Raw genomic sequence first — 1241 nt, 5'->3', positions numbered from 1 at the left:
CTTATGGTTCCGACTATCTGCTATAGCACCGGGGACCTATTTGGATGGGGCACTATATACCCAGTTGGCTCAAGAGGACGGTGCCAGCTTCAATCCATATAAATCGATAGAACAAATAAAGTACGTATTCCTCGTTAAGAAACTTGCTCTTCTAAATGAATCGCAGAGAGCCTCGGCGATTTCAGAGTTGAAAGAGCAAGGAATAGACGGTGTCCTACAAGACAAGACTCTTGAACTCGCGCGCGCTCTTAGGCGTCGCCAGGTCAAGCTCGAGCTGATGGGGCGTCACGGAGCAGCCGTCGCGTTGGAAGAGGCAATGCAAGTGGACTTCCCAATTGCAACGGCCGCTGAAAAGGCGAAGTTGTACGCCGCGCGGGCGATGTACAAAACGGGTATCGACCCTAAAAGCTTACTCGGAATCGTGCGGAGAAGCTCTTCGTCCCTTGGGCGATGACGGGTCAGCGGTCACGGGTTGTAATCGAATTTTGCTGAATTTGGCGTGCATTAAGTCTGCCTCAGACAGCAGGTTGCCAGCGGACGGTTCGGTGCCGCGGGAGAAGGATGCCGAAACGTGCGTATCGTACATGTCATAACCAGGTTCATTCGCGGCGGTGCGGACGAGAACACGCTGCTGACCTGCAATGGCCAGGCGGCGCTGGGGCACGAGGTGCACCTAGTGTATGGTGACCATCACCCGGACATGGTTGCGGCGGCAGACCCGCGGGTGCGGATGCATCATCTACCCTCCATGGTACGTGCGGTGCGCCCGTGGGCGGATCTGCGCTGCCTCCGTGCGCTCGCCCGGCTGTTCCGCGATCTGCACCCCGACATCGTGCATACCCACGAAAGCAAGGCAGGCGTGCTGGGGCGCCTCGCGGCAGCGCGCGCGCGGGTCCCGATGATCGTGCACGGCGTCCACATCCTGCCCTTCGTCGGCGTGGGGCAGGCGACGGCGCGGATCTATCTGGTGCTGGAAAAGGCTGCGGCGCGGGTTACCGACGCCTATGTCGACGTAAGCGAGGGGATGCGCGACCTCTGCCTCGACCATGGGCTTGGGCGGCGCGAGAACCATTTCGTGGTTGCCAGCGGCATGGACGTGGCACGTTTTCGGGCCGCGGCGCCGCTGTCTCGCGAGGCGATCGTGCCGGGACGCAGCTTTTCCGCCGTTTGCACGATTGGCCTGATCAGCGGAGCGCTGGAACCGCGCAAGCGCGTCGCCGAGTTGATCGCGGCACTGGGCG

At 60.8% G+C, this 1241-nt stretch carries 2 protein-coding genes; both read left to right on the top strand.

The genetic code is table 11. The features are described 5' to 3' along the window. On the top strand, nt 1–454 hold a 454-nt coding region (locus tag VPH46_RS16280; RefSeq protein WP_416612906.1), incomplete at its 5' end, for a hypothetical protein. 117 nt (nt 455–571) lie between these two features. Further along, the coding region (locus tag VPH46_RS16275) for a glycosyltransferase (RefSeq protein WP_416612904.1) at nt 572–1241 on the top strand (670 nt) is incomplete at its 3' end.

This window comes from Sphingomonas sp. MJ1 (PH-R8) (assembly GCF_048058635.1).
Taxonomy (GTDB): Bacteria; Pseudomonadota; Alphaproteobacteria; order Sphingomonadales; family Sphingomonadaceae; genus Sphingomonas.
The sequence above is the reverse complement of the archived record's forward strand: the minus strand, read 5'-3'. Positions and strand labels throughout refer to the sequence as shown.